23 protein-coding genes are annotated in these 23,575 nt (G+C 74.9%); 6 read left to right on the top strand and 17 right to left on the bottom strand.

What is annotated here, in order from left to right; all coding sequences use genetic code 11:
- Window positions 1–228: 228 nt before the first annotated feature.
- Window positions 229–1,299 carry an aldose epimerase family protein gene (locus QSK52_RS29500; protein ID WP_285739251.1) on the bottom strand — a complete coding sequence of 357 codons (1,071 nt, stop codon included), beginning with the start codon at window positions 1,297–1,299 and terminating at the stop codon, window positions 229–231.
- Between the two features lie 103 nt (window positions 1,300–1,402).
- Window positions 1,403–4,342 (bottom strand): ATP-binding protein, encoded by a 2,940-nt coding sequence (locus QSK52_RS29495; protein ID WP_285739250.1) that lies wholly within the window; start codon window positions 4,340–4,342, stop codon window positions 1,403–1,405.
- Window positions 4,343–4,617: 275 nt separating this feature from the next.
- On the opposite strand from QSK52_RS29495, the gene QSK52_RS29490 reads away from it, so the two are divergent.
- Window positions 4,618–5,661, top strand: a complete 1,044-nt coding sequence (locus QSK52_RS29490) for a terpene synthase family protein (RefSeq protein WP_285739249.1) — start codon at window positions 4,618–4,620, stop codon at window positions 5,659–5,661.
- Window positions 5,662–5,713: 52 nt separating this feature from the next.
- Here QSK52_RS29490 and QSK52_RS29485 read toward each other — a convergent pair whose 3' ends face one another.
- From QSK52_RS29485 to QSK52_RS29475, 3 genes are read right to left on the bottom strand one after another with little or no spacing between them, the layout of a single operon-like run.
- A complete protein-coding gene (locus QSK52_RS29485; RefSeq protein WP_285739248.1) occupies window positions 5,714–6,100 on the bottom strand; it encodes a hypothetical protein in 387 nt (128 codons plus the stop codon).
- A 7-nt stretch (window positions 6,101–6,107) separates the two neighbouring features.
- Window positions 6,108–6,254, bottom strand: a complete 147-nt coding sequence (locus QSK52_RS29480; protein ID WP_285739247.1) for a hypothetical protein — start codon at window positions 6,252–6,254, stop codon at window positions 6,108–6,110.
- Between the two features lie 2 nt (window positions 6,255–6,256).
- Window positions 6,257–6,436, bottom strand: a complete 180-nt coding sequence (locus QSK52_RS29475) for a hypothetical protein (RefSeq protein ID WP_285739246.1) — start codon at window positions 6,434–6,436, stop codon at window positions 6,257–6,259.
- Between the two features lie 224 nt (window positions 6,437–6,660).
- Between QSK52_RS29475 and QSK52_RS29470 the strand changes: the two genes are divergently transcribed.
- Window positions 6,661–6,987 carry a nuclear transport factor 2 family protein gene (locus QSK52_RS29470; protein WP_285739245.1) on the top strand — a complete coding sequence of 109 codons (327 nt, stop codon included), beginning with the start codon at window positions 6,661–6,663 and terminating at the stop codon, window positions 6,985–6,987.
- A 19-nt stretch (window positions 6,988–7,006) separates the two neighbouring features.
- Here QSK52_RS29470 and QSK52_RS29465 read toward each other — a convergent pair whose 3' ends face one another.
- Together QSK52_RS29465 and QSK52_RS29460 are read right to left on the bottom strand one after the other, a co-directional pair.
- The gene (locus QSK52_RS29465; protein WP_285739274.1) at window positions 7,007–8,230 is read right to left on the bottom strand and encodes a serine hydrolase domain-containing protein; all 1,224 of its coding nucleotides are present in this window, start codon (window positions 8,228–8,230) and stop codon (window positions 7,007–7,009) included.
- Between the two features lie 32 nt (window positions 8,231–8,262).
- Window positions 8,263–8,604, bottom strand: a complete 342-nt coding sequence (locus QSK52_RS29460) for a hypothetical protein (protein ID WP_285739244.1) — start codon at window positions 8,602–8,604, stop codon at window positions 8,263–8,265.
- A 123-nt stretch (window positions 8,605–8,727) separates the two neighbouring features.
- Here QSK52_RS29460 and QSK52_RS29455 point away from each other — a divergent pair, with 123 nt between their 5' ends.
- The 3 genes from QSK52_RS29455 (at window position 8,728) to QSK52_RS29445 (ending at window position 12,355) form a co-directional block, all read left to right on the top strand.
- Window positions 8,728–9,306 (top strand): NUDIX hydrolase, encoded by a 579-nt coding sequence (locus QSK52_RS29455; RefSeq protein ID WP_285739243.1) that lies wholly within the window; start codon window positions 8,728–8,730, stop codon window positions 9,304–9,306.
- Between the two features lie 66 nt (window positions 9,307–9,372).
- Window positions 9,373–10,167 carry a TetR/AcrR family transcriptional regulator gene (locus tag QSK52_RS29450; RefSeq protein WP_285739242.1) on the top strand — a complete coding sequence of 265 codons (795 nt, stop codon included), beginning with the start codon at window positions 9,373–9,375 and terminating at the stop codon, window positions 10,165–10,167.
- 148 nt (window positions 10,168–10,315) lie between these two features.
- Window positions 10,316–12,355, top strand: coding sequence for a hypothetical protein (locus tag QSK52_RS29445; RefSeq protein ID WP_285739241.1), 2,040 nt, complete (start codon window positions 10,316–10,318; stop codon window positions 12,353–12,355).
- A gap of 299 nt (window positions 12,356–12,654) precedes the next feature.
- On the opposite strand, the gene QSK52_RS29440 is transcribed toward QSK52_RS29445, so the two are convergent.
- From QSK52_RS29440 to QSK52_RS29405, 8 genes are all read right to left on the bottom strand, one after another.
- A complete protein-coding gene (locus tag QSK52_RS29440; protein ID WP_285739240.1) occupies window positions 12,655–13,647 on the bottom strand; it encodes an SDR family NAD(P)-dependent oxidoreductase in 993 nt (330 codons plus the stop codon).
- A 118-nt stretch (window positions 13,648–13,765) separates the two neighbouring features.
- On the bottom strand, window positions 13,766–14,098 hold the full coding sequence (locus QSK52_RS29435; RefSeq protein WP_285739239.1) for a hypothetical protein: 333 nt from the start codon (window positions 14,096–14,098) through the stop codon (window positions 13,766–13,768).
- 262 nt (window positions 14,099–14,360) lie between these two features.
- Entirely contained in the window at window positions 14,361–15,095 is a 735-nt protein-coding gene (locus QSK52_RS29430; protein WP_285739238.1) for a spermidine synthase, read from the bottom strand.
- A 73-nt stretch (window positions 15,096–15,168) separates the two neighbouring features.
- Complete coding sequence (locus tag QSK52_RS29425) at window positions 15,169–16,026, bottom strand: amino acid ABC transporter permease (protein ID WP_285739237.1); 858 nt, start codon at window positions 16,024–16,026, stop codon at window positions 15,169–15,171.
- Window positions 16,023–16,667, bottom strand: coding sequence for an amino acid ABC transporter permease (locus QSK52_RS29420; protein ID WP_285739236.1), 645 nt, complete (start codon window positions 16,665–16,667; stop codon window positions 16,023–16,025). The genes QSK52_RS29425 and QSK52_RS29420 overlap by 4 nt, the downstream gene beginning before the upstream one ends.
- Window positions 16,668–16,681: 14 nt before the next feature.
- Window positions 16,682–17,584: a glutamate ABC transporter substrate-binding protein gene (locus QSK52_RS29415; RefSeq protein ID WP_285739235.1), complete on the bottom strand. Its 903-nt coding sequence runs from the start codon at window positions 17,582–17,584 to the stop codon at window positions 16,682–16,684.
- Window positions 17,585–17,594: 10 nt separating this feature from the next.
- Complete coding sequence (locus QSK52_RS29410) at window positions 17,595–18,323, bottom strand: amino acid ABC transporter ATP-binding protein (RefSeq protein ID WP_285739273.1); 729 nt, start codon at window positions 18,321–18,323, stop codon at window positions 17,595–17,597.
- 77 nt (window positions 18,324–18,400) lie between these two features.
- A complete protein-coding gene (locus QSK52_RS29405; RefSeq protein ID WP_285739234.1) occupies window positions 18,401–18,649 on the bottom strand; it encodes a LapA family protein in 249 nt (82 codons plus the stop codon).
- A gap of 194 nt (window positions 18,650–18,843) precedes the next feature.
- Between QSK52_RS29405 and QSK52_RS29400 the strand changes: the two genes are divergently transcribed.
- Window positions 18,844–19,470, top strand: a complete 627-nt coding sequence (locus QSK52_RS29400; RefSeq protein ID WP_285739233.1) for a YbhB/YbcL family Raf kinase inhibitor-like protein — start codon at window positions 18,844–18,846, stop codon at window positions 19,468–19,470.
- 70 nt (window positions 19,471–19,540) lie between these two features.
- Here QSK52_RS29400 and QSK52_RS29395 read toward each other — a convergent pair whose 3' ends face one another.
- Both QSK52_RS29395 and QSK52_RS29390 read right to left on the bottom strand, forming a co-directional pair.
- Window positions 19,541–21,310 carry an ABC transporter ATP-binding protein gene (locus QSK52_RS29395; RefSeq protein ID WP_285739232.1) on the bottom strand — a complete coding sequence of 590 codons (1,770 nt, stop codon included), beginning with the start codon at window positions 21,308–21,310 and terminating at the stop codon, window positions 19,541–19,543.
- Window positions 21,311–21,434: 124 nt separating this feature from the next.
- On the bottom strand, window positions 21,435–23,312 hold the full coding sequence (locus QSK52_RS29390) for an ABC transporter transmembrane domain-containing protein (protein WP_285739231.1): 1,878 nt from the start codon (window positions 23,310–23,312) through the stop codon (window positions 21,435–21,437).
- Window positions 23,313–23,575: the final 263 nt, after the last annotated feature.

Genomic DNA, 23,575 nt, shown 5'->3' with positions numbered 1-23,575 from the left:
GCCGTTGCGGCCGCCGGGCTTGAGCAGGAACGTAACAGCGCGGCAAGCATTGCTGAAAGCCCTTGCAGCAAGTTTCTGAAAGATGACGGGGATCGTTACGTCCACGTGTCCTTAGAGTTGCCGCCGCGCGTCTTGACCGTCCGTCGCCTTGCGGAAACCCCTTGCAGTCGGCGGGCACGGAAAGGCCCCCGGGAGCAGCGCTCCCGGGGGCCTCCGGTCGGCGGCGGGTCAGCCCGCGGTGCCCAGCCGCAGCACGGTGGTGGACCGGAACTCCTGCCCCGGCCGCAGCTCGGTCGACGGGTAGGACGGCTGGTGCGGCGAGTCCGGGTGGTGCTGGGTCTCCAGCGCCACCCCGGCGTGCGGGCCGTACGGCACCCCGGACGGGCCGGTGACCGCGCCGTCGAAGCCGTTCGCGGTGTACACCTGGATGCCCGGCTCGGTGGTCAGCACCTCCAGCGTCCGCCCGCTGCCCGGGTCCGCCAGCAGCGCCGCCCGCACCGGCGGCCCGTCCGCGGGCCGCTCGCGCAGCACCCAGTTGTGGTCGTAACCGCGTGAAAGTTTCAGCTGCGGGTGCCCGTCGTGGATCTGCTCGCCGATCGGCCGGGCGGTGGTGAAGTCGAACGGGGTGCCCGCCACCGGCTCGTACGGGCCGTACGGGATCTGCCGCTCGTCGACCGGGGTGTACGCGTCCGCGTCGACGGTCAGCAGGTGGCCGAGCACGTCGCCGCTGCCCTCCCCGGCCAGGTTGAAGTAGGCGTGGTTGGTCAGGTTGAGCACCGTCGGCTTGGTGGTCACCGCCCGGTAGGAGATGACCAGGTCGGAGCCGGCGAGGGTGAAGTCGACCCAGACGTCCAGCGCGCCCGGGAAGCCCTGGTCGCCGTCCGGCGAGTGCAGGTGCATCCGCACCCCGCCGGGGATCTCCTCGGCGTCCCACACCCGGTGCGAGAAGGAGTCCGGGCCGCCGTGCAGGGTGACGCCGTTGCCGGTGGGCAGCAGCGGGTGCTCCTCGCCGTCGACGGTGATCCGGCTGCCCCCGATCCGGTTGGCGTACCGCCCGACGGTGACCCCGTAGTGCTTGGCCGGGCCGAGCAGGGCGGCCACGTCCTCGCTGGTGAGCAGCAGTTGGGCGGGGGTGCCGGAGCGGTCCGGGGCGGTCAGGGTGTGCAGCGCGGCCCCCAGGGTGATCACCGTCGCCTCGATCGGCCCGGCCCGCAGCGTCCAGCGCTCCAGTCCCATTCCGGCGCCGGAGTGGTCGTAGGGTGCCCGGTGCACCTCGGTGGGCTCGGCCGGCGCGGTCATGGGGCTGCTCCTCGGTTCGTGATCTTCCTGCCGGGTCAGCGTAGCCCGACCCGGCGCGCGGACCGGAGACCCGCCCCGCGCGCCGACCGGATCGGCCTGGCCGTCAGTCAGCCTGCCCGGGGCCGTCGACGGGCAATCCGAGCGCGTCCGCGAGGCCCTCGGGCCCGGCGCCGAGCTTGCGGTGGACGGCCGCCAGGCGCTGCTTGACCAGACCCAGCGGGAGCCTCAGCTCCTCGGCGATCCGCTGCGGCGGCAGCGAGCGGGCGGCGAGCCGGGCGACCGCGAGCTCGTTCTGGTTCAGGCTGTCCTTGGCGGGGAGCGCCGGGCGGTTGGGCTGCAGCCCGGCCGAGGAGAGCACCTCGCGGGCCCGCGCCTCCAGCCCGTCGGCACCGCAGTGCTTGGCCAGGTCCATGCCCTGGTACAGGTGCTCCGCGGCCTCCAGGCTGCGGCCGACCTCCACCAGCGCGGCGCCCAGGTCGACCAGGGCGTGCGCGTGCTCGTAGCTCGCCGGGGAGCGGCCCAGCAGGCCGACCGCCTCCTGGAGGAGCTCGACGGCGTGCCCGCCCTCCCAGACCTCGGCCGCCAGCCGCAGCGCGGTGCCGATCGCCGACGGCGAGCCGGACTCCTTGGCCCGCGCCACCGCGTCCTCGCCGATCTTGCGGGCGGCCGTCAGGTCCTGGTGCGCCATCGCGACCGCCAGGTGTCCGGCCCACGGGGCGTGCACGGTGGAGCGCCAGCCGCGCCGGTCCAGCCGGTGGCCGGTCTCCACCAGCACCTCGACGGCCCTCGCGTGCTCGCCGCGCGAGATCAACAGCTTGCCGTAGATGGTGGCCACGTCGGGCAGCAGCAGCGCCGTCTGGTGGTAGGGCGGCTGGAAGCGGTACTTGGCCGCGGTCTCCCAGGCTTCGTGGTCGCGGCCGCGGGCCAGCAGGGTGTCGATCAGCGCGCCGACCAGGTTCCAGGTCAGCGGCAGGCCGGCGCCCATCCGGTCGGCGATCCGCAGGCCGCGGCGCAGGAAGTCCTCGGCCTCCGGCAGGAAGCCGCGGCGCAGCCGGGCGTAGCCCATCAGGAAGTAGGCGAAGCCGCGGTGGGCGCCGCTCCACCCGGCGATCTCGAACTCCAGGATGGCGGAGCTGAACAGCTTCTCGGCGCGGGCGAGTTCGTCGTTGTAGGCGAAGCACAGGCCGAGCAGCGCGGGCAGTTCGAAGTTCCAGGTGGTGTTGGTCCAGCCGAGGCTGGCGGGCAGCTTGCCGTCCACCAGGGCGCTCTCGGCCGTCCGCAGCGCCTCCGCGGTGCTGCCGCCCTGGAGGGTGAGGTCCCAGGCGTGCAGGGCGCGGACGGGTCGGGCGGCCTCGCTGTCCGGGTCGACCTCCTCGACGAGCCGGCGGACGCGTTCGGCGCGCTCGGGCCCGTTCTCCTCGTCGCGCTGCAGGGCGGTGTAGAGCAGGTGGGCGACCAGCAGCCGGAGCCGGCCCGGGCCGTCGGGGGCGCGTTCCGACTCGTCCAGGCAGAGCGCGGCGGCACCGTCCAGGTCGCCGCCGTGGGCGATCACCTCGGAGAGCCGGAACACCGCCTCGACCCGCAGGTCGGGGCTGAGGCCGTCCTCCGTGTCGATGGCGCGGCGCAGCTGGTTGGCGGTGGCCTCGGGGTCGGTGAGCAGGCTGGCGCAGGCGAGTTCGTACAGCACCTCGGCGTAGTCGTCCTCGTCCGGCGGCTCGTTCAGGGCGCGCTCCAGACAGCGGCGGGCGGCTTCGGGCGCGCCGATCGCGTGGTTCTCGGCGGCGGCGCGGCGCAGTTTGCGCACCATGGCGTCGTCGCCCTCGCCGGGGTGGGTCTCCAGCAGGTGGCGGGCGGCCTCGATCAGCGAGCCGCCGGTGTTCTCGATCACGGTGGCGGCCTGGCCGTGCATGCCGGTGCGGGCCGCGGGCGGGATCGACTGGTAGATCGAGGTGGCGATCAGCGGGTGGACGAACTCCAGCCTGCCGTCGGGCTGGCTGGTGAGGACCCGCTTGCGGCGCAGCACCTGGACGGACTCGGCGGCCTGCGCGGGGCCCTGGCCGGAGATCGCGGCGGCCACGTCCTCCTTGATCTCGGTGCCGAGCAGGGCCGCGGCCCAGGCGAACCGCAGGACGTTGGTGCCGAGCTTGTCGAGCCAGTAGTCGCGCCCCTCGCCGCGGGCGGCGGCCGCCAGGTCGCGCAGCCGGGGCGAGTTCTCCTCGACCGGTTCGAGGTTCTGGTCGCGGACCTCGCGCAGCAGCGCGACGGTGTCGTAGGGGCGCCCGGCGGTGACCGCCCAGACCTGGCGGCAGAAGCCGTCGTCGGCCTCGGCGAACTCGCCCTGCACGATGGCGGCCACCGACACCGGGTTGAGCGGCATCAACTCGTGGACGCGGGCGGCCCGTTCCTGGATCTGCGCGGCGAACGGGCGGCCCTCGTCCTCGAACTCGTCGCGGTAGGCGAAGACCAGCAGCACGGGCAGCTCGCGGGCGCGCACCGCGAAGGACGCCAGCCAGGTCAGCGACTCCTGGTCGACGGCGTGCAGGTCGTCGACGATCACCACCAAGGGGGCCCGCCGGGGCGCGAGTTGGGTGATGACGAAGTCCAGGCCGTCGCGGACGCTCTGCGGGTCCGGGCGCTCGACCTCGTCGGACGGCGGGGCCAGGCCGACGGCCGGGGCGACGATGTTCTGCCAGCTGCCGAACACCGCCTCGCGCTCGGCCTCGTTCAGGCTGCCGAGCACCGGGAGCAGCAGTTGCCGCAGCACCCGGAACGGCTCCTTGCGCTGCCGCTCGCTGCCCCGGGCGAACAGCACGGTGGAGTCCTGGCGGGCTCCGGCGATCCGGCGGACCTGCTCCAGGACGGAGGTCTTGCCGATGCCGGGGGCGCCGTGGAAGACCAGCAGTTCGCCGATCTTCAGGCCGCCCGCGGCGTAGTCGCGGCAGAGTTTGTCCACCGCCTGGTGCGCGGAGCGCAGTTCCTGCTCGCGCTCCCACAGCCCTTCCCCGACCGCCCGATCCTGCGGCCCGTTCTGCTCCTCGGCCACGCCCGTCCCTCCGACTCGCCGTCCGGCACTCCGTTCCCGACCTTAGCGCCGCCGCGGGCCCCGCGGGCGACGTTCGCGCAGGCAGGGACGCTTGACGCGGTGTCAGACACTGTTGCCCGGGGCAAATGCCTTATCAGTCATGACATCTGACGATCCGATCGGATAACTTTCCGGCCACACGGGTGTAGTCGATCTTCGCCGGGGAAGGCCATCGCCCGGATCCGCGCACCCCCGGATTCCCCGCCACACCGGCAACAGGCTGCTCTGGAGACACGTTGGCTGCAATACCCGCGCTCTTCTGCCCGATCCCGTCCAGCCTGCACCCGGACCACGAAGCCGTCGGCAAGAGCACCGAGCTCTGGCTCGACGCCATGGGTTTCACCGAGGACGCCGAACGCCGCAAGCGCCTGCTCGCCATCGGCGCGCACGAGTTCGTCTGCCGGATCGCCCGGGACGCCGAGGGCACCACGGGGTTGGAGCTGGCCTCCCAGTGGCTCTGCAGCATGCTCACCCTGGACGACGAGTGGGACACCGGCCGACTCAGCCGGGACCCCGCCCGCGTACTCACGATAGCAGCCACGCTACTGGCTGTTATCAATTCCTCGAACTCCCACCCGAACGAGACCGACCGCTACGTCGCCTCCGTCCGCGACGTGTTCGGCCGGGCCCGCGCCTGGGCCCCCGCGCTCTCCGTCAAGCGCTGGGCGGACAGCCAGCTGGAGTCCTTCATGGGCGCCGCCACCATCGTCGCCTACCGCACCGAGCGCCGGCCGATGACGCTCTCCGAGTACCTGACGATCGGCCCGCTGGACCGCGGCAGCCGCTCCTGCATCGAGCTCATCGAGGTCTGCGAGCGCACCGCCATCCCGCAGTCCCAGCTGGACTCCCCCCGGGTGCACGCCCTCACCGAGGCCGCCAAGTTCCTGGTGCTGGTCGCGGCCGACGTCTACTCCTTCCGGCGCGAGGACGACCACGGCGCCCTGGAGAGCAACATCGTGGACGCGCTCCAGCGCCACCTGGGCTGCTCCCAGGAGCAGGCGCTGCTGGAGGCCGCCGCCCTGCACGACCGCACCATGTGCCTGTTCCTCCGCCTCTCCGACCGCACCTCCCGCCGCGCCGGGGCCGAACTGCAGCGCTACATCACGCAGTTGTCCAACCTGGTGAGCGGCAACCTGGAGTGGGGCTTCACCTCCGCCCGCTACACCGAGCGCACCCCCGGCAGCGTCCCGACCGCCGAGCGCGCCGAACGGCCCGCCGACGGCCGGCTCACCCCGCCGCCCTACCCCGAGATCGCCTGGTGGTGGGACCAGCTGTGGTGACGACCGGCCCCGACGGGCCGTCCCGCTGCACCGCGACCGCTGCCGCCTCCGCTCAGGCCAGCAGCCCGGCCTGGGCGGCCGCGAACCCCTCCGGGATCAGCAGCCCCTGCTGGAGCAGCTGCGCCGGCTGCGTCAACCGGCTCGCCACGTCCGCGCCGCCCGCGGCGGGCGCGGGCGGCGGTGCGGGCTTGGGCGCGGGCGCCGGTGCGGGCGGCGGCGGGGCGTGGACCGGCTGCCGGGCGGCCCGCTGCTCGGCCTGCAGCTCTCGGCGATCGCCCGGTTCTGGTCCTGCTCGTCGGCGGCCCGGCGGCCCGGCGAACCGGCGGGCCCCGGCCCGGCCCGCGGCGTACGCGGCGCCGCCCACCAGCCCGCGGGCGAGCGGCCGCCCCACCGGGCGCACCACCCGGACCGGCCGGATCGGCCTCATCGGTCGGAACACGGCACCCTCACTCTCCGGCCGCGACGCGCGCCTCGGCCGCGCGGACGGCCTCTTCGACGTTCCGCGGCGGAGTGCGCACCCCGGAGGCGATCCGGCCGCCGGCCGCGCGCAGCGCCGCTGCCGCCTCCTCGGCCCACAGGTGCTCGATCAGCACGATCAGCGCCGGGCGCCGTCCGGCTCCAGCGGTTCGGCGGCCTCCTGGGCGTCCTCCGGCCCGATCAGCGGCAGCTCGTCCCCGTCCGGGCCCGCGACGCCCTGCAGGTGCTCCGGGTCGGCGAGCTCCGCGTAGGTGACCTCGCCCTCGGCGTCCCGGAGCACCACCAGCGAGTCGATCACCCGGACCCCGGCCGCGGCGCGCAGCCGGACCAGGGCGGCGGCCGCCTCGACGGCGGGGGTCCGCCACGCAGCGCCCCGGACGGGCTCCGAACGGGCTCCGGGTGGCCCACGGCGGCTGGCGGACCGCGCCCGCCCGTGGTCCCGTCGAAGCACCGATCCGTCCGACGCCGGCGCCCGGCACCCGCCCGGCGCCCGTCCGACCCGCACCGAGGAGTTCAACCGCCATGACCATCGCCGTCGACAAACTCTCCGACCCGGCCGTCCGCCGCCTGGTGGGCGCCGTCAACTCCGGCGACCGGGAGGCCTTCTTCGCCGCCCTGACCGAGGACGCCACGATGTCCGACGACGGCGCCGAGCGCGACCTGGCGGACTGGGTCGACCGGGAGATCTTCTCCTCGCACGGGCACATCGAGGTGCAGACCGAGAAGTCCGGCGGCCGGGCCCTGGTCGCCGACTACCGCAACGACACCTGGGGCGAGATGCGCACCGCCTGGCGCTTCACGGTCGCCCCGGACGGCCGGGTCAGCCGCTTCGAGACCGGCCAGGCCTGACGCCGCTCCGCTCCCCGGGTCAGCCGCGCGCCGCCAGGCACTGCCGGACGGCGGCGATCAGCGCCCGGGAGCGGACGTCCCCGGTGACGCCCGGCTGCATGCCGTTGGTGACGTAGCCGAAGCCGATGCCCAGCTCCGGGTCGGCGAAGCCCAGCGAGCCGCCCCGGCCCGGGTGGCCGAAGCTCGCCGGGGAGGCCATCGGCGAGGTGCCGCCGTGCCGGAAGAAGCCCTGGCCGAAGGCGGTGTTGACGATCAGCACCCGGTCCGGCCCCTGCACCGAGGGGCCGGCCGCCTCGGCCAGCGTGCCGGGCTCGAACAGCGCGGGCAGCCGCGGGCCGTTCCCGCCGGACGCCTCCACCGGACCGACCAGCGCCGCGTAGAACCGGGCCAGCGAGCGGGCGGTGCCGATCCCGCCCGCGCCGGGCACCTCGACGGCCTGCACCGCCGGGTCGTTCAGGTCGACGCTGCTGCGCACCGCGCCGAAGGACCGGGCGGTCAGCGAGCGCGGGTCCCGGTAGGCGTCCAGCACGGACTGCTTGGGGCGCATCCGCATCCCGCCCGGCCCGAGCCGGGCGGCCTCCGGCGCGGGCAGGTCGACCAGGCGGCCGACCCGTCCGGCCGCGGTGGCGGGCAGGCCGATCCACAGGTCCAGGCCGAGCGGGGCGGCGATCTCCTCCGCGAAGTACCGCCCCACGCTGCGGCCCCCGGCCCGCCGGACCACCTCGCCGACCAGCCAGCCGAAGGTCAGCGGGTGGTAGCCGTGCGCGGTGCCGGGCTCCCAGGCGGGGGCCTGGGCGGCGACGGCCGCGGCCGCGGGCTCCCAGGCCAGCACGTCCTCGATCCGCAGCGGCACGTCCAGCGCGGGCAGCCCGACCTGGTGCGAGAGCAGCCAGCGCACCGGGACGCGGCCCTTCCCGGCCTGCGCGAACTCCGGCCAGTACGAGGCCACCGGCGCGTCCAGGTCGAGCAGCCCGCGCTGCGCGAGGTGCAGGGCGGCGGAGGCGGTCAGGCCCTTGGTGACCGAGCGCAGCACCTGCGCCGTGCCCTCGGCCCAGCTGACCGCCGGGGCGGGGCGGGCCCCGACCTCCGGGCGGGCGTCGCCGCCCCACAGGTCGACCACCCGCCGCCCGTCCAGGTACAGCGCGAAGGCCGCGCCGAGCTCCCCGTACTGCCGGAAGTTGCCCGCGAACGCCTCCCGGACCGGCTCGAACCCGTCCGCCACGTACCCCTGGATCTGCTGGATCTCCACCCCGCCAGCCTAGACACCCCTGGTCGTCACTCCACCGTCCACCCGATGTGGCCGATGCCGGAGGAGTAGATGGCGCAGTGGCCGGAGGACTCCTGGGTCTGGCCCGGCCAGGCCGTCACCGAGTTCCCCGTGACGTCCGGCGCCCAGCCGCAGACGATGTCGGCGTGGAAGGTGATCGGGCCGCCGGTGTTGTTGGTGCAGTCGACGCCTCCGTACAGCGGGTCGTTGTTGTGGATCCAGGTGGTGCAGTCCAGGCCCGAGCGGACGGCCCTGGCGGCGGGGGCGGGCGCGGCCGCGGCGGGCAGCGCGGTGGCGAGCGCGGCCAGGACGGCGGCGGCGACGGGGAGGACGGCGGTGCGGTGCTTCAACTCTGCTCCTCGGGAGGGTTCCTGACGGTTCGTCCGGGTCATTCCCGGACCGATCCCTACGTATACCAACTCTTTCGGGTGACACCGGGCCGACGCCGCCGCGGTGCGCCGCCGCACGCCACAATGGCCGACATGGAGAACCCCGCGACCCCCGAGACCCCAACGACCCCCGCGACCCCCGCGACCCCCGCGGCCGACCTCGACGAGATCCTCGACGTGGTCGACGAGCAGGACCGGGTGCTGCGCACCGCCCCCCGCTCCGAGGTCTACCGCGACGGCCTGATCCACCGCTGCGTCTTCGTCCTGGTCCGCGACCCGCGGGGCCGGATCTTCACCCACCGCCGCACCGACACCAAGGCGTTCGCCCCCGGCGCCCACGACTGCTTCGTCGGCGGCGTGGTCGGCGCCGGCGAGGGCTACCCCGAGGCCGCCGTCCGGGAGGCCGAGGAGGAGCTGGGCGTCACCGGCATCCGCACCCGCCCGCTGTTCCGCTTCCTCTACACCGACGGCGACCGCTACAGCTGGTGGTCCGACGTCCACGAGGCCGAGTGGGACGGACCGGTGCACCCGCAGGAGTCCGAGGTCGCCTGGTACGACTGGCTCACCGAGGAGCAGCTCGCCGAACGCCTCGACAGCTGGGAGTTCGTCCCCGACGGCCGCGAGGCCTACCGCCGCTACCTGGAACTGCGCGCCGCCGGCTGACCACCGCCCCGCGGGCCGACCACCGCCCCGCGCCGGCGTCCGGCACCCGGTACTAGGGTGGGCCGCATGGCTTCCCGCACGCCGTCCGCGGCCCCCCGCGCCGAGGAACGGCCCCCCGCCGCCGCCCGCTCGCCCCGGCGGCGGCTGAGCGTCGACGAGCGCCGCGAACAGCTCATCGCGGTGGCGCTCCAACTGTTCTCGGACCGCGCCCCCGAGGACGTCTCGATCGACGACATCGCCGCCGCCGCGGGCGCCTCCCGCCCGCTGGTCTACCACTACTTCCCCGGCAAGCAGGCCCTGTACGAGGAGGCCCTGCGCCGGGCCGGACGCGAACTCGCCGGGCGCTTCGAGGAACCCGGCGAGGGCCCGCTCTCCGAACGCCTGCACCGGGTCATGGGCCGCTACCTCGACTTCGTGCAGTCCCACGCGGCGGGCTTCACCGCCCTGCTGCGCGGCGGCTCGGTCGCCGCCAGCCCCGACGCGGACGCCGTCATCGACCAGGTCCGGCGGGCCGCGCAGGAGCAGATCCTGCTCCACCTCGGCGTCCCCGACCCCAGCCCGACCCTGCGCCGCACCGTCCGCGCCTGGATCGCCAACGCCGAGATCAGCTCGCTGGACTGGCTCGCCGACAAGCCCGTCCCGGTCGAGACCCTGCAGCTCCACCTCGTCCAGGAGCTCGTCGCCGCCCTCACCGTCGCCGCCGCCCGCGACCCCGAACTCGCCTCCCTGCTCGCCGGGTTCTTCGCCGACGAACGCCCCGACGGCCCGACCGCCCTCCTCCTGCGCGACCTCACCGCCGCCCTCGCCACCCCCGGCCTCACCGCCTCCCTCCTCCACCTCGCCGCTCCCCCCACCCCCTGACCCCCACCGGTCGCACCCCACCCCGCGCGGCACCTGTCGCCCTTCGCCCCGCCCCACCGCCCCGGGCCCCGACCCCCCGACCCCCGCCGGTCGGGTCTGATAAAAAGTGGCTGAACTGTCCACACCCGAGAACGAGGGGGCTCGGCGAATGACGCAGGACGGCTTCGCCGCCGCAGACCGGATCACGGCCACGCTGGACGCGGCGTGCGCCGCACTTCTCGGCAGCCGCGCCACCCACTACCAGGCCGACGCGCTCACCGCCTTCCGCCGCTCCGAACACCCCGCCGCCAAGGCCCTGTTCGGCCTGCGGATCAGCCAGATCGGCCCCGGTCTGCTGGCCGTGCCGAAGCTCGGCACCGTCGTCGAGGTGTCCAGCCTCCGCCGCCCGAACGCCGCCGCCGGCCGCGAGGCCGTCCCGGTGCTGACGCACCGTTTCGGCGCCTCGGCGCTCGGCCTGACCGATCTGCCGTCGGCCTCCGCACTGCGCCTGTCCGTCGAGCCGACCGGCCTGGACGACGAGGGCGTGGCCGGGTTCACCCCGGCGCTCGCCGCGCTCGCGCAGCCGCGCAGCACCGTCGCCCCCGACGAGTTGTCGACCGGCTCGGGGGTGGAGGCGCGGCTGGTCGTGCCGCCCGCCTTCCACACCCTGACGGTCCGCGGCTCGGGCAACGCGCTGTCCGCGCACCTGGCGGAGACCGCCGAGGAGGTGTTCTCCGGCGCCTCCCCCGCCGAGCGCAACGACTTCGCGGTGGTGGCGGCCCTGCTGGCCGAGCAGTTCGCGGCAGCGGACGTCGCCTACGCGGGCGTCGGCGCCCTGCTGGTGAACGGCCGGCGCTCCCGGGTGTCGCTGGTGGTGTCGACCGTCCGCTGCTCCCAGCCGATCCAGGACCTGGCGGTCGACCTCTCCACCGAGCGCCCGTACGCCGAGGTGTGGACGGTGCTGCTGCCGGCCGGCCCGGCCGCGCTGCTGGTGGAGACCCGGGCCGTCCCGACCCTGAAGGAACTGCGGGACGAGAGCCCGAGCGGCCGGGTCGTGAGCACCGTGGCCGAGGCGTTCCTGCCGATGCCGGACGGGGCCACCGTGCTGACCGTCCAGCTCTCCACCTCGGACGCCGAGGACTGGGACGCGTACACCGAGGTGTTCGCGGACCTGCTCTGCACCGTCCAACTCGCCTGGGACGGCGTGTCGGTGGCCCCGGCGCCGGTGCCGGTCGGCCGGGCCGTCCCGGCCCAGCAGGCCGCCGCGGCGGTGCCCGCCCAGGCCCCGGCCGCTCCCCCGACCGCACCGCCCGCCCCGCCGGTGCAGGCGCCGGTCGTGGTGCCCGAGCCGCCCGAGAGCCCGTCCGGGACGGCGGTGCGGGTTCCGCCCTCCGACTTCAACCCCTTCGCCACCCCGGCCCCCGGCGACCTGCCCGCGCAGGCGACCGGCTCCCCGACGCTGGCCTCCGCCGACGCGTTCGCCGCGCCCGTGCCCGCTCCTGCGCCCGCACCCGCACCTGCGCCGGAGCCCGTACGGGCGGCCCAGGACGAGGAGCCCAAGGGCCGCCTGGTGAAGGTCCCGCCGCCGGACTTCAACCCCTTCGCACCCCCGGCCCCCAGCGCCGCACCCGCCGCGCCCACCGCCGCCGAGGAAACCGAAGAGGCCGACCCCACCAAGGGCCGCCTCGTCAAGGTCCCACCGCCGGACTTCAACCCCTTCGCCCAGACCACCTCCCCCGCCCCCGCCCAGCCCCAGGCCGCACCCGTCGCTCCGGCGCCCACTCCGGCCGCGGCCCCGCGCCCGGCCGCCGCGGACCCGTTCGGCACGACCCTCTCCTCCGAGCCGTCCGACCCGTTCGGCACCGTGACCAGCCCGTCCGCGAGCGCCCCGGCCCCGAGCCCGGCCATCCCGCCCCGGCCGAGCGCCCCGCCGATCGTCCCCGCGGCGGAGCCGGAGGAGGCCGACCCGACCAAGGGCCGCCTGGTGAAGGTCCCGCCGCCGGACTTCAACCCCTTCGCACCCCCGGCCCCCAGCGCCGCACCCGCCGCGTCCACCGCCGCCGAGGAAGCCGAGGAGGCCGACCCCACCAAGGGCCGCCTGGTCAAGGTCCCACCGCCGGACTTCAACCCCTTCGCCCAGACCACCTCCCCCGCCCCGGCGCAGCCCCAGGCCCCGCCGCCCCCGCCGGCCGCCAGCCCCTTCGGCTGAGCCGCAGCCCCGCCCCGTTCCCCGGGCCCCGCAACCAAGGGGCCCGGGGAACGGTCGTTTCCCGCCGCACCGGTCGCCGCCCGCTGCTCGAACTGCGGCCGCTCGCGGTCCGGGCGGTCCGGGCGGCCCGCCGGGTCCTCGGCCCCGACCCCGACCTGACCGGGGGTGGTTCCGCTACGCCGACTTCCTGACCCGGCCAGTCGGCCCGGAGCGGCTGCACGCCGTCCTCCGCGGGCCCGGGCCCCGACCACCCGGCCAGGAGACCCCGTTCCGACCCGGACGTACCGACGGCCCCGTGCTCACCGGAGCTTCCGCCGCGGACCGGCCGCGACCGGGGTGGCCCCGGTCGCGGCGACGGAGAGCTCCCAGAGCCGGGCGGCCGCTTCGGGGTCGACGGCGTGCGCGCGGACGCCTCCGTCGTCCATCGGGGTGTCGGGGGCGGCGGCGCGGGCCACGTCGCAGTCCTCCAGGTAGAGCCCGCCGCGGCCGTCGAGGAGCGGGGAGGTGGCGGCCCACAGGCCGGTGGCGGCGCCCTGGGAGGGGGACTTGAAACCGGCGCCGACCACGTTGCCGTGCTCGTCGACCCAGCCGCGGTCGATCTGTTCCCGGAGGGTCATCTCGCGCTGGAGGCCGGTGATGATCTTTCCCGGGTGGAGCGCGAACGCGCGGACCCCGTCCTCCCGCCCGAGCGCGTCCAGGTGCACGGCGAACAGGGCGTTGGCGGTCTTCGACTGCCCGTAGGCCAGCCACTTGTCGTAGCCGGTGCGGAAGTGCGGGTCGTGCCAGCGGATCCCGGTCAGGGCGTGCCCGGCGGAGCTGCTGACGACGACGCGCGCACCGCCCGCGGCGGCCAGCAGCGGGTAGAGCTCGCAGGCGAGCGCGAAGTGCCCGAAGTGGTTGGCGGCGAGCTGCCCCTCCCAGCCGGGCCCCACCAGCCGCTCCGGGGTGGCCATCACCCCGGCGACGGCCAGCAGCAGGTCGAGCCGGCCGAACCGGTCGGCGACCTGCGCGGCGGCCGAGCGGACGCTGTCGAGGTCGGCCAGGTCCATCGGGACGACCTCGCAGCCCGCCGCTCCCCGGAGCGCGGCCCGTGCCACGTCGGGTCGGCGGGCGGGGACGACGACCCGGGCTCCGGCCGCCGTCAGGGCGCGGGTGGTCTCCAGGCCGAGCCCGGAGTAGCCCCCGGTCACGACGGCGGTCCGGCCGGAGAGATCGTGACCGGCCACGGCCTGTTCTGCGGTGGTCGCGGCGGAGAAGGGCGAACCGAGCGGCTGCTGATCGGTGAAGGTCATGCCGTCGACGCTACGACCTGGAGCGAGCTCCAGATCAAGCCCGGCACGGCAGTTGCGCGGTGCGGGCGGCCACCGGGGGGCGCCGCCGGACCCGGCCGCGGCCGGGTCCGGGGAGGGCCTAGCCGGGCCGGACCACCGCCGCCCGCCGGTCGTCGACCTCCTCCGCGAGGACGGCCATCCGGTAGAGCGTGACGAAGTAGCCGGTGGCGTACGTGTCCGCGGCGACGGCGGGGAGCAGGTCGGCGAGGAGGGCGCGGCGGTGGCGCAGGTGTTCGCGGTGGCGGGTGTCGAGCGGGCCGTCGAGGGTCGCGGCGGTGCAGCCCGCGAGGGTGGTGGCCAGGGTGACGAGGGATTCGCCGCCGGGTTCCCGGTCGTACCAGTCCGGGGGGAACCGCAGGGCACCGAACTCCTCCAGGAGTTGACCCAACAGTTCGATCTCACGTTCGAGCATGGGAGTGATCATGCCGCACCGCAAGGCGGTTGGAAACGCGTGTTGCGCACATCACCCCCACCTCTCCCCCGCGATCCGGCGCCCGCGGGCGCCACCCGACGGACCGTCACCGACCCGCCACGGGGCGCCCCGCCACCGCTGGAGCTGCCCGTTCCCCTCCCGTTCCGGCGACTTCCCCGCGGTCCGGGCCCATTGCCCTCCCATGACCCGGCCCCGCCCTCCGACGTCACCGGGCCCCGGGAGCCCGGAGCGGCGGACGGGTTCAGGCGCGGCGTGCCAGGTGGACCACGTCGGGCGCGCCGCGCTCGACCGGGATCTCCTCGGTGCGCACGTCGGTGAACCCGGCCGCGCGCAGCGCCCGTTCGAAGGCGGCGGACGGCTGGGCGCTCCACACCGCCAGCACCCCACCGGAGTTGAGCCGGGCGGCGGCGCGGGCCAGCCCGGTCGGCCCGTACAGCCGGTCGTTCTCCGCGTCGACCGTCCAGTCCGGGCCGTTGTCGATGTCGAGGCAGAGCGCGTCGTACCGCTCGCCGTCCTGCGCGAGGTGCGCGACCAGGTCGGTGTGCAGCACCTCCACCCGCGGATCGTCCAGCGCCCCGGCGGAGAACGCGCCCAGCGGGCCGGTGCGGTGCCAGTCGATGATCGCGGCCTCCCGCTCGACCACCGCGATCCGCGCCCAGCGCGGTTCGGCGGCGGCGTGCGCCAGCGAGAAGCCGACGCCCAGCCCGCCGATCAGCACGCTGGGCCGCTCCACCGCCGCGAGCCCGTCCAGCGCGGCCTGCACCAGCAGCCGTTCGGAGCGGCCGTCGACGGTGTCCATCAGGAAGCAGCCGTTCACGATGACCTCGCAGTGCTCCCCGCGCCGCCGCAGCACCACCTCGCCGCTCGCGCTCTCCCTGCGGTCGAGCACCTCGGCCCCGGCCAGGCCCTGACGGCTGGGCAGCGCGGCCCCTGCGGGCTCCACGGGCAGCACGACCCCTGCTGACTCCACGGACATGCGGCAACTCCTGGGAAGGTCGACACCGGTCGTTGACCCACTGACCCTAACCGACCCGGACGGTCACCGTCGGCTACCCCTGCGGATCGGGCGTCAGCCCGGCCGGGGCGACCGGCGCCCCGCCCTTCACCTTCGGGTCGCGCCGCCCGCGCCGCTCGAGCCACTTGGCGAACCAGGACAGCAGCAGACACATGCCGATGTAGACCGGGGCGATCACCATCACCACCGGGATGAACGGCAGGTCGTAGTCGAGGTTGGTGGCGATCAGCTTCCCCGCGTGCAGGAACTCCTCGTAGGTGATCAGGAACCCCAGCGAGGTGTCCTTCAGCGCCACCACCAGCTGGCTGACGATGGTCGGCAGCATCGCCCGGTTCGCCTGCGGCACCAGCACGTACGCCATCACCTGGGTCTTGCGCAGCCCCAGCGCGTACGCCGCCTCCTTCTGCCCCTTGGGCACCGCGAGCACCCCGGCCCGGAACACCTCGGCCAGCACCGAACCGTTGTACAGCGTCAGCCCGGCGACCAGCGCCCACATCGGCGGGGCCTTGAGCGCCACGAAGATGAAGAAGATCATCACCAGCAGCGGCATCGCCCGGAAGAACTCCACCACCAGCGTGCACACCCAGCGCACCGCCCGGTGGTCGGAGAGCCGCCCGGCGGCGAACAGCGCGCCGAAGGGGAGCGCGAACAGGACCGTCCAGCCGAAGGCCTTCAGGGTGTTGCCCAGGCCGCGCAGCAGCAGCTCCTGGACGCCCTTGTACTGGAAGGGCGTCCACTTCTGGTACGTGAACTGCTGGGTGTGGAACAGCATGTAGACCACCCAGCCGACCACCGCGGCGATCACCAGCAGCGCCAGCCAGCCGTACAGCCGGTGCCGGGCCAGCGCCTTCGGGCCCGGCACGTCGTACAGCGCGGAGGACTCCACCGTCATCGGGACACCGCCACCCGTCGCTCCAGCAGGTTGAACAGGGCGCTGATCGCCAGCGTCAGGACCAGGTAGCCCACCGCGATCCAGACGAAGGTCCAGACGATGCCGTAACCCAGCTCGTTGAGGGTGCGGTAGGTGCCGAGCAGTTCGACCACGCTGAACGAGCCCGCGATCGCGGTGTTCTTCGCCAGTGCGATCATCACGCTGCCCAGCGGGGCCACCACCGCCCGGTAGGCCTGCGGCAGGACCACCAGGCCCAGCGTCTGGGTGAACGTCAGCCCCAGGCTGCGGGCCGCCTCGCCCTGCCCGACCGGCACCGTGTTCACCCCGGAGCGCAGCGTCTCGCAGACGAAGGCCGAGGTGTAGCAGCCCAGCGCCAGCACCGCGAAGGTGAAGAACGGCAGCGTGATGTCGAACCGGGGCAGCCCCAGCACCACGATGAAGAACAGCAGCGTCAGCGGCGTGTTCCGCAGCACCGTCACCCACCCGGTCCCGAACGCCCGCAAGGGCTTCACCGGCGACACCCGGAACCCCGCGACCACCACCCCGAGCACCAGCGCCAGCGCCGCGCTCACCAGGGTCAGCCACAGCGTGCCGAGGAACCCGTGCCAGTACGCGGACCAATTGTCGGTCAGGACGTGCACCGTCCTCCTCCCTCCTACTGGTACCGGTCGATGGCCGGTGGCTCGGGCGCGGGCACCCCGGACAGGCCGAGCGTCGCCTCGTACGCCTTCTTCCAGTCGCCGTTCTGCTCGTGCCGCTGCAGCGCGTCGTCCAGCGCCAGCCGCAGCACGGTGTCGCCCCTCGGCACGCCGATGCCGTACGGCTCGGTGGAGAACGGCTGCCCGGCGATCCTCAACTCCTCGGGCACCTTCGCCGCGTAGCCCTGCAGGATCGCGTTGTCGGTGGTCACCGCGTCGACCTGGCCGGTGATCAGGTTGTCCACGCAGGCCGAGTAGGTGTCGTAGCCGATCAACTTCGCCTGCGGGTAGTCCTTCTGGATCCGCTGGTAGGGGGTCGACCCGGCCGCCGAGCAGACCTTCCGCCCGGCCAGGTCCTGCGGGCCGTCGATCTTCGTCTCGTTCTTGCGCACCAGCAGGGACTGCCCGGCGATGAAGTACGGCCCGGCGAAGCCGACCAGCTTCTTGCGGTTGTCGTTGATGGTGTAGGTGCCCACGTAGTAGTCGACCTGCCCGTTCTGCAGCGCCGTCTCGCGGTTGGCGGAGGCGATGGTGCGGAACTCGATCTGCTCGGGGGCGAAGCCCAGGTCGGCGCCGACCATCCGGGCGATCTCGATGTCGAAGCCGGCGTACTCGCCGGTGGCCGGGTTCTTCTGCCCCAGGTACGGCTGGTCCTCCTTGGCGCCGACCACCAGGTGGCCGCGCGAGCGGGCCGCGTCCAGGGTCGGCGAGCCGGTGACGGTGTCGCTGCTGCGCACCTGGTAGCTCGGCAGCGCGCTCGCCTGCGGGCCCTTCGGCGGCGGGGTGCCCTCCTTGCCGCAGCCGGCCGGGCCGGCCAGCACGGCGAGCACCGCCAGCAGGGACGCGACGTGTCTCCTCACCCGGGCCGCCTCAGTGCTTCAGGATCTTGGAGAGGAAGTCCCGGGCGCGCTCGCTGCGCGGGTCCGCGAAGAACTCCTCGGGGGCACGGTCCTCGACGATCCGCCCGTCCGCCATGAACACCACGCGGTTGGCGGCCGAGCGGGCGAAGCCCATCTCGTGGGTGACCACCACCATGGTCATGCCCTCGGCGGCCAGCGTGCGCATGACCTCCAGCACCTCGTTGATCATCTCGGGGTCGAGCGCGGAGGTCGGCTCGTCGAACAGCAGCGCCTTCGGGTCCATCGCCAGCGCCCGGGCGATCGCCACCCGCTGCTGCTGACCGCCGGACAGCTGCGCCGGGTACTTGTCCGCGTGCGCCGCCAGCCCGACCCGCTCCAGCAGTTGGCGGCCCTTGGCCTCGGCCTCGGCCTTCCCCCGCTTGCGGACCTTGACCTGCGCGAGCGTGACGTTCTGCAGCACCGTCCTGTGCGCGAACAGGTTGAAGGACTGGAACACCATCCCCACCTCGGCGCGCAGCTTCGCCAGCCCCTTGCCCTCCGCGGGCAGCGGCTGTCCCTCGATCAGGACGGTGCCGCTCTCCACCGTCTCCAGCCGGTTGATCGCCCGGCACAGCGTGGACTTGCCCGACCCGGACGGGCCGATCACCACCACGACCTCGCCGCGGCCCACCGTGAGGTCGATGTCCTGCAGCACGTGCAACTGACCGAAGTGCTTGTTCACCCCGCGCAGTTCGATCAGCGGCTCCCCGACCGGCGCCCCCGCGGCCGCCCCGGAGCCCGTCCCCGTGCCTTCCCCCGCGCCTTCCCCCGGGGCCGTCACCTGGTGCGCCGTCCCTTCAGCAGCCAGCCCAGCGCCGTCCCGGCGAGCAGCGTCGCCAGCAGGGCGATCCACAGCGGGCAGGTCACGGTGAACACCCAGAACTGGATCTTCACCTTGTCCAGGTTCGCGAACAGGAACCAGATCGCCAGCACCACGATGACGCCGATGCCGATGTACCGGGTCGGAACGCCCGCGATCTCGTTGCGCTGGTTCCCCGACGGGGAGCCACCTGATGTCTTGGTCACCCCCGCAGTCTGCGCCCGCCCCGTCCACCGGTCGGCTCGCCACCCCGCCGCCGACGCCCATTCACCCGTCCGCGTCACGCCCGGCGGACCGTCACCCCGCCCCCTGCGCCCCCTTGACCGCCCGCCGGAACACCGCTTGGCTGTCGTCCGCCGCCACCGTGGCGGTACGTCAACTCAATTGCACGGGGGACAAGTTGATTGCAGCACACCGACCCAGGCGCCACGTCGCCGCCCTCGCCGCCGCACTGGCCGTCAGCTGCACGCTGATCGGCGCGGCCGCCCCGACCGCCACCGCGGACGCCGCCGGGGCCTCCCGCCCCACGCCCTTCACCCTCACCAGCCCGGACTTCCGCGACGGCGGCAAACTGCCGCAGTGGACGGAGTTCGGCGGCCCCGGCTCCGAGGGCGCCCCCTGCCAGGGCAGGAACCTGGCCCCGCAGCTGAACTGGCGCAACGCCCCCGCCGGAACGCTCGGCTACGCCCTGCTGGTGAACGACCCGGACGCCCCGCTCGCGGGCGGCTGGCACCACTGGGTGCTCTACGACATCCCCGGCAGCGCGACCCGGGTCGACGGCCACGGCACCCTCCAGTACACCCAGGGCGCCAACAGCTTCGACACCAACGGCATGCCGGTGGTCGGCTGGGGCGGCCCCTGCCCGCCCGCCACCGGCCAGGTCCACCACTACGTCTTCACCCTGTACGCGCTCTCCACCCCCACCCTCCCGTCCGCGGGACTGACCTACGAGCAGGTCACCGACGCCATCCGGCCGTACGTCCTCGGGGCCACCACCATCGTCGGCACCTTCAAGCTGCCCGCCTGACGCCGCCCGGCGCCGCCCCGGCCGCGTGCGGTCGGCCGGGGCGGCGGGCCCCCGCGGAGCCCCGCGGGGGCTACCCCTCGTCCCGCCAGGAGCGCCAGAGCGCCGCGTACGGACCGCCGGAGGACACCAGCTCCGGGTGCGACCCGTACTCGGTGATCCGGCCCTGCTCGACCACCGCGATCACGTCGGCGTCGTGCGCGGTGTGCAGCCGGTGCGCGATCGCCACCACGGTGCGGCCGGCCAGCACCCGGGAGAGCGAGCGCTCCAGGTGCCGGGCCGCCCGCGGGTCGAGCAGCGAGGTGGCCTCGTCCAGCACCAGGGTGTGCGGGTCGGCCAGCACCAGCCGGGCCAGCGCCAACTGCTGGGCCTGGGCGGGCGTCAGCGCGGTGCCGCCGGAGCCGACCTCGGTGTCCAGACCGTCGGGCAGCGCGTCCACCCACTCCGTGGCGTCGACCGCGGCGAGCGCGGCGCGCAGCTCGGTGTCGTCGGCCTCCGCCCGGGCCAGGTGCAGGTTGTCCCGCAGGGTGCCGACGAAGACGTGGTGCTCCTGGTTGACCAGCGCGACCTCGGTGCGCACCCGCTCGGCCGGCATCCGCGACAGCTGCGCCCCGCCGAGCGTGACCCGGCCCCGGCCCGGCGCGTAGATGCCCGCCAGCAGCCGCCCCAGCGTCGACTTGCCCGCCCCCGACGGCCCGACCAGGGCGACCCGGCTGCCCGGCTCGACGTCCAGCGTGATGTCGCGCAGCACGTCCGCCCCTTCGCGGTAGCCGAAGCTGACCTGCCGGGCCTCGACCCGGCGGCCGTCCGGGCGCAGCGCCGCGTCGGTCTCCGGTGCGGCGACCTCGCGGACGCCGACCAGCCGGGCCAGCGAGGTCTGCCCGATCTGCAGTTCGTCGTACCAGCGCAGGATCCGGGTGACCGGGTGCACCAGGGCCTGGGCGTACAGCACGCCGGTGGTCAGCCGGCCCGGGCTGATCCAGCCGTGCAGGGCGAACAGGCCGCCCAGCACCAGGGTGCCGAGCACGGCCAGCGCGTAGGTGCCGTCCACGGTGGGGAACCAGACGCTGCGCAGCCACAGGGTGTACCGCTCCCAGGAGATCCACTCGCGGATCTTCCGGTCCGTCAGTTCCACCCGCCGGTCGCCGAGCCGCAGCGCCTCGACCGTCCGCCCGGCGTCGACCGTCTCGGCGAGCACGGTGTTGACCGCCGCGTACCCGGCCGACTCGTTGCGGTAGGACTGCGGGGCCCGCCGGAAGTACCACCGGGAGGTGAGGAGCAGCAACGGCAGGCCGAGGACGGCGGTGGCCGCCAGCAGCGGGGAGGTCACCACCAGGGCGCCGAGCACCAGGACCACCGAGACCACGGCGACCACCAGTTCGGGCACCGCGTCGCGCACCGAGCGGGCCAGCCGGTCGATGTCGGTGGTGCCCCGGGAGACCAGGTCGCCCGTCCCGGCGCGCTCCAGCACGCCGAGCGGCAGCGCCACCGAGCGGACCAGGAAGTCCTCCCGCAGGTCGGCCAGCACCTCCTCGCCGAGCACGCTGCCGCGCAGCAGCGACAGCCCGGTGAACACCGACTGCACCACCAGCGCGGCCAGGTACCACCCGATCGCGGCGGCGATCCGCCCGCCGCCCTCGGTGGCCAGCGACTCCACCAGCGACCCGAGCACCGCGGGCCCGACCAGCCCCGCCACCGTCGCCGTCCCGTGCAGGACCACCATCCCCGCCAGTCCGCCGCGGTGTCGCCGCAGCAGCATCTGCCCGTAGGCCCGCACGGCCGCGGTGGAGCCGACCGGCAGCGTGGTGACCGGCCCCTGCTCGTGGATCTTCGGGGGCTTCACAGCGCACTCCTTCGACGACTGGGACGACGACCAGGACGACTACGACGACAGCGACGACTTCGGCCACGGCTCGGGCCCGGACCCGGACCCGGTTCGGCGCCCCGGCGGGTGGGCGGGCGCCCGGTCACTCGGCACCCCCCGCCAGCCCCGAACCCACCGGGTCCGCGGCCGGGCGGACCACCGAACCGGCCTCCGCCACCGACTCGTTCTCGTCCCGGGTGACGACGGCCCGGTAGCGCGGCTCGCCGGTCATCAGCTCGCGGTGGGTGCCGCTCGCGGCGACCCGGCCCTGCTGGAGCAGCAGGACGGTGTCGGCCTGGTCGAGCAGCAGCGGGCTGGTGGCGAAGACCACCGTGGTGCGCCCGGAGCGCAGTTCGCGCAGGCCGGCGGCGATCCGCGACTCGGTGTGGGCGTCGACCGCGCTGGTCGGCTCGTCCAGCACCAGCACCGGTGGGTCGGCCACCAACGACCGGGCCAGGGCCAGGCGTTGGCGCTGACCGCCGGAGAGCGAGCGGCCGCGTTCGGTGATCCGGGCCGCCATCGGGTCTCCCGCGCACTCGGGCGAGCCGTCGACGAGCGCCTCCAGCGCGTCCTGCGCGCGGGCGGCGGCCAGCGCCTCGGCGGGGTCGACCCGGCCGGAGCGGGGGACGTCGAGCAGTTCGGCGAGGGTGCCGGAGAGCAGCACCGGCTCCTTGTCGTGGACCAGCACCGCGGCCCGGGCGGTGGCCAGCGGCACCCCGTCCAGGGCGACCCCGCCGAGCCGGGCGGAGGGTTTGGCCGCCTCCCCCTCGGCGAGCACCGGCCACCCGCCGAGCCGGGCCGCCAACTCGCCCGCCGCGTCCGGGTCCCCGCAGACCACGGCGGTCAGCCGACCGGCCCGGGCGGTCAGCCCGCTGACCGGGTCGTGCAGGTCCGACCGGGAGGCCCGGCGCACCAGCTCCGCCCCGTCGGCAGCAGCGCCCTCCCCCTGCAGGCCCTCCACCCGAACGCCCTCCGCCGGGAGGTCGTCCCTGGTCAGCGAGAGCACCTTGACGGCCCGCCCGGCGGAGACCCGGGCGACGCTCCAGGCGTGCGCGGCCTCGCCGATGACCCGCAGCGGGGCGGCGAGGAAGGCGGTGGCGCCGTAGACGGCGATCAGTTCGCCGACGCCGATCGCCCCGTCGAGGGCGAGCCGGGCGCCGTACCAGGTGACGCCGATGACGAACAGGCCCGGCAGCAGCACCTCCTGGGCCTGCATCACCGCCCAGGTGCGGGCGGTGCGGACGGCCGCGGCGCGGACCCGCTGGGAGGCGGCCCGGTACCGGCGCAGGAACAGTTCCTCGCCGCCGATGCCGCGCAGCACCCGCAACCCGGCCACCGTGTCGGCCGCCAGCTCGGAAGCCTTGCCGCCGAGCGCCCGCTGCTCGGTGTACCGCCGTTCGAACGGCCCGAGCAGCGGCCACACCGCGGCGGCCAGCACCGGCACGCCGAGCAGCACGGCCAGGCCGAGGCCGGGCTGCCGCCACAGCACCACGGTGCTGACGCCGAGCCAGGCCAGCACCGCGCCGTACAGCCGGGCGGTGAGCTCGACGTACCAACCGATCTTCTCGACGTCACCGCTGGAGACCGCGACGATCTCGCCGGTGGCGATCCGCCGGCTCAGCCCGCCGCCCAGCGCGGAGGCCTGACGGGCCACCAACTGGCGGACCTGGGAGGCCGCCTGGATCCAGTTCCACACCACCTGACGGTGCACCAGCACCGTCATCGTGGTCTGCACGGCGGCCAGCAGCAGGGCGAACAGCCCGGCCGTCAGCAGGCCGCGGGTGTCGTGGTCGACGACGGCCTGGACGCCGCGGCCGATCGCGACGGGGAGCGCGGCCATCGAGGCGAGCTCCAGCGTGCTCCACAGCGTGGCGAGCACCTGGCCGCGGCGCTGGGCGCGGCCCAGCCAGCGCAGGAAGCCGAGCGGGGAGCTGAGGTCGGGGCTGCCGGGGTCGGGCAGCGGCAGGGGGACGAGCGGCATGGTCGCTCCGTTGCAGGATGGGACGGGGCAGGGGGGACGGTGGGACGGCCCCGGTCCGCCGGACGCGGCGGAGCACGGCGGGGCGCGTCGGCCGGGCCCGGTGGGGCCCGGCGCGTCGGAGGTGCGCGGCGCGGGTGCGGTCGGCTCGTCACATGCGGCGAGCCTGACCGCCGCGGTGTGACGCACGCAACAGGTTTTCCGGCGGATCGGCCCGATCCGGCCGCCGCCCCCACCCGCTTTCATTCGTTCCGGGGAACTTCCCC

Origin of the sequence: Kitasatospora phosalacinea, assembly GCF_030268885.1 — a bacterium.
GTDB classification, from domain to species: domain Bacteria; phylum Actinomycetota; class Actinomycetes; order Streptomycetales; family Streptomycetaceae; genus Kitasatospora; species Kitasatospora phosalacinea_C.
Note: the sequence above shows the minus strand (reverse complement) of the source record. Positions and strands in the feature narration are given on the sequence as shown.